Here is a 4,206-nt window from a genome sequence, read left to right on the forward strand (position 1 = left end):
CAAGTCTATATTCAGTTGTAATTTATCCTAAAATCCAACGGGAGTTGGATGATCTAGGCTAACCCCGAGAAGTTATTAATCAGGTATTCTCAAAATATGACGATTTAAATGCCAGTGTTCAGGAGAATGTTTCTGCTATCCGAGTTGTCAAAGCTTTTGTGAGAGAGGATTACGAGGATCGGAAATTTACAAAAGCTGCAGAGAATTTGTACCGCCTATTCGTTAAAGCGGAATCCTTGCTGGCATTTAATAATCCCGTGATGATGCTAGTAATTTACGGATGTATCATCCTCCTGTCCTGGTTTGGCGCACACGCCATTGTGGGCGGAACGCTCACCACTGGAAATCTGACTTCCCTGTTCAGCTATGTTATGAGCATGATGATGTCCCTGATGATGCTTTCCATGATCTTTGTCATGCTTTCCATGAGTGCCGCCAGCGCAAAAAGAATCGCTGAGGTTTTGGAAGAAACTCCTGATCTGACTGATCCGGAAAAACCGCTCATGACTATCGAGGACGGCAGTATAGACTTCAATCATGTCAGCTTCTCTTATAAAAAGGATGCAAACGAAGATACTCTCCATGACATCGATCTGCATATTAAGGCCGGAGAAACTATCGGCATCATCGGAGGTACCGGCTGTGGAAAGTCAAGTCTGGTTAACCTTATCAGTAGGCTCTACGATGTATCAGATGGCACGGTATGCGTGGGCGGCAGGGATGTCCGCAGCTATGATATGGAGACTTTGCGAAATCAGGTAGCCGTGGTGCTTCAAAAAAATGTGTTATTCTCAGGTACGATTTTAGATAATCTTCGCTGGGGTAAAGAGGATGCATCAAGAGAAGAATGCAGGGAAGTTTGCAGGCAGGCTTGCGCTGATGAATTTATCGACCGCCTGCCCGATGGATATCATACCTGGCTTGAACAGGGTGGCAGTAATGTATCCGGTGGGCAGCGGCAGCGTCTTTGCATTGCCAGAGCACTTTTAAAGCAGCCAAAGGTACTGATTCTGGATGATTCTACCAGTGCTGTGGATACCGCCACAGACGCAAAAATCAGGGAAGCATTTACGAAGAAAATCCCCGGCACCACAAAGTTGATTATTTCTCAGCGAATCTCCAGCATTGAGAATGCCGACCGGATTCTGGTATTGGATGAAGGTCGGGTAAGTGGCTTTGATACTCATGAAAATCTGCTGAAGACCAATCATATTTATCACGAAATTTATGATGCACAGGTGCAGGGCGGCGGAGATTTCGACAATCCGGCAGCCTGAAAGGAGGAATTAGACAATGAATAAAAAAGAAGAAATGAAATCGGCGGGAGAAAACAAAACCAATGGACCTGCAGTATTGAAGCGGCTGATAGCCTACATTCTGAAAAATTATAAGTGCTCATGTCTGGCTGTAATTGTGGGAATTCTTGTTTCTGCATTGACGACCCTTTGCGCTACTTTGTTTATGCAAAGGCTTATCGACGATTATATTGTCCCTTTGATGCAGGAGGTTGTTCCTGACTACGCACCGCTTGCCCATTCCCTTGCTTCCCTTGCGGCGGTATTACTGGTGGGCGTTCTATGTGCTTATGGATATAACCGGATCATGGTAAATGTCAGCCAGGGAACCATGAAACGGTTGCGAGTGGAGCTGTTTACCAACATGGAATCCCTGCCTATCAAGTATTTTGATACCCATGCTCATGGTGATATTATGTCGGTTTACACGAATGATACGGATACCCTGCGGCAGCTGATCGGGCAGAGTCTTCCTCAGCTCGTTAATTCCTGCATTACATTGGTATCCACACTGCTTAGTATGATCATTTTAGATATCCCTTTAACTGTAGTCTCTTTGGTGATGGTAGCCATTATGCTTTTAGCCACCTCAAAACTGAGCAAACTGTCTTCCGGGTATTTCATTCAGCAGCAGAAGGATATGGCAACAGTCAACGGATACATTGAGGAAATGATGGAAGGGCAGAAAGTGGTTAAGGTGTTTTGCCATGAAGAAAAAAGTCTGGCAGAATTCCGGAAATTGAATCGGCAGCTTCGGGAAAGTGCCAACAACGCAAATAAAATCGCTAATATTACTATGCCGGTCAATGCGAATCTGGGAAACATCAGCTATGTGCTTTGTGCCGTAATCGGAGGAGTGCTGGCACTAAACGGATATGCTGGTCTGACAATTGGAACCCTTGTTGCTTTTCTAAATCTGAATAAGAGCTTTACACAACCTATCACACAGATCAGTCAGCAGGTCAGCAGTATTGTTATGGCTGCTGCAGGCGCGGAACGTGTATTCACTCTGCTGGATGAGAAGGCGGAGCAGGATGAGGGCTATGTAGAGCTGGTGCAGGCAAAGGAAAAAGCGGATGGAACCTTATGTGAAACTACCGAACATACCGGGCTGTGGGCCTGGAAGCATCCCCACATGGCGGATGGTACGACCACTTATGTAAAACTGCAGGGCGATGTGACCTTTGACGGTGTGGATTTTGGCTATGACGAGAAAAAGCTGGTGCTGCATGACATCAGAATGTATGCGACTCCGGGACAAAAAATTGCTTTTGTAGGAAGCACTGGTGCGGGAAAAACTACCATTACCAACCTGACTAACCGTTTCTACGATATTCAGGATGGAAAGATTCGCTATGACGGCATCAACATTAATAAGATCAAAAAGGCTGATCTCCGGCACAGTCTGGGAATCGTTTTGCAGGACACTCACCTGTTTACAGGGACGGTAATGGACAATATTCGCTATGGGCGTCTGGATGCCACCGATGAAGAATGTATAGCGGCCGCGAAGCTGGCCAATGCAGATGGTTTCATACGGCGGCTGCCTAAGGGGTATGAAACCGTGCTGACCGGCGACGGAGCGAACCTGAGCCAGGGACAGCGTCAGCTTCTTGCCATTGCCCGGGCTGCAGTGGCCGACCCTCCGGCACTGATTCTGGATGAAGCCACATCTTCTATTGATACCCGGACTGAGGCTCTTGTGCAGAAAGGCATGGATGCGCTGATGAAGGGCCGTACATCCTTCGTGATCGCTCACCGCTTATCCACCGTGCGCAATGCCGATTGCATTATGGTCATGGAACAGGGCCGTATTATAGAAAGAGGTACACATGATGGATTATTGGCGCAAAAAGGTAAATATTATCAGCTCTATACAGGCAATGCGATTAGTGCGTAAATCCACAATCAGTTTTCATTTATTATCAATGAGAATATATACAAAATAAGACGTGAGGTCATTGGACCTCCTCAGTAGCAGAAAGGAATGATGCAAAATGGATCAAACAAATCAGTTAGGAAAAGAGAAAATCGGAAAGCTTTTGTTGATTTTCTCTGTCCCAAGTGTAGTGTCTCTGGTGCTTAATGCACTTTACAATATGGTGGATCAGATATTTATCGGACAAGGCGTCGGCTACCTGGGTAATGGTGCTACAAATGTGATTTTCCCACTAACACAGCTTGCAGTAGCCTTTGGCTTACTGCTTGGAGACGGTACTGCCAGTTATATCAATCTGAAATTGGGGCAGGGGTCAAAGAAGGATGCTTCAAAAGGTATGGCAGCGGGAGTTACAGGACTTCTGGCAGTAGGTATCTTGCTGTTTGTTATTTTGTTTGGAGAAGAGAAAATGAGCATATGGAAGTGATTCAAGAGTTTCTAAGTGTGTTAGAAGAAAAAAATGCAGGTGTCAGGTGAATTATGGAATTAAGAAGATAAAAATTAGTTTTGCCAGAATACCAAAGAAAAGGAACAGGAACAGCTTTAATTAATTAAGGAAGGACATAAAAAACTTTATGGTTTTCAAAATGGATGAATTTTCACCAAAGATAAATGGTGTCATAAAATATGCAAAAGAATTTGGAACATAATGCAACTTTCAAGACTTATAGAAGCTGTGAACAGTTTGATAATCAGAAGTTGTGGAGGTAAGGCGCACAAGAGAATCACGAATAACTTGAAGTTTATCGGGCAGACATACACAATCAAAGAGCCGGACGTAAATCGGAATTGCTTATCTATCTTTCTCCATAATAAAATTTGCGAGAAAAATCCCTTGTCGTTCTACCTGCTGTTCTTTTATAACCCTATATCCTCTTTTTTCAAAAAATGGCTTGGTAGTGTAAAATAGTTTGTGTTTCTGGTAAAAAATAACTCTTTTTTGGTAAGAATTCAGATATGACAATTCTTATC

Annotated in this window: 2 protein-coding genes and 2 pseudogenes; 3 read left to right on the top strand and 1 reads right to left on the bottom strand. The window is 44.2% G+C overall.

Annotated elements, in window-relative coordinates; all coding sequences use genetic code 11:
* Positions 1-83: 83 nt before the first annotated feature.
* The 3 genes and pseudogenes from ACESZH_RS23530 to ACESZH_RS23540 all read left to right on the top strand — a co-directional run.
* Positions 84-1,277, top strand: a pseudogene (locus ACESZH_RS23530) (ABC transporter ATP-binding protein); the annotation flags it as partial.
* 16 nt (positions 1,278-1,293) lie between these two features.
* A complete protein-coding gene (locus ACESZH_RS23535; RefSeq protein WP_373219509.1) occupies positions 1,294-3,195 on the top strand; it encodes an ABC transporter ATP-binding protein in 1,902 nt (633 codons plus the stop codon).
* Between the two features lie 97 nt (positions 3,196-3,292).
* Positions 3,293-3,661 (top strand): MATE family efflux transporter, encoded by a 369-nt coding sequence (locus ACESZH_RS23540; RefSeq protein ID WP_373219511.1) that lies wholly within the window; start codon positions 3,293-3,295, stop codon positions 3,659-3,661.
* 366 nt (positions 3,662-4,027) lie between these two features.
* On the opposite strand, the pseudogene ACESZH_RS23545 reads toward ACESZH_RS23540, so the two are convergent.
* Positions 4,028-4,135: pseudogene (locus tag ACESZH_RS23545) on the bottom strand (GNAT family N-acetyltransferase); the annotation flags it as partial.
* Positions 4,136-4,206: the final 71 nt, after the last annotated feature.

It is taken from the genome of Ruminococcus sp. 5_1_39BFAA (genome assembly GCF_964240875.1).
GTDB lineage: Bacteria > Bacillota > Clostridia > Lachnospirales > Lachnospiraceae > Blautia_A.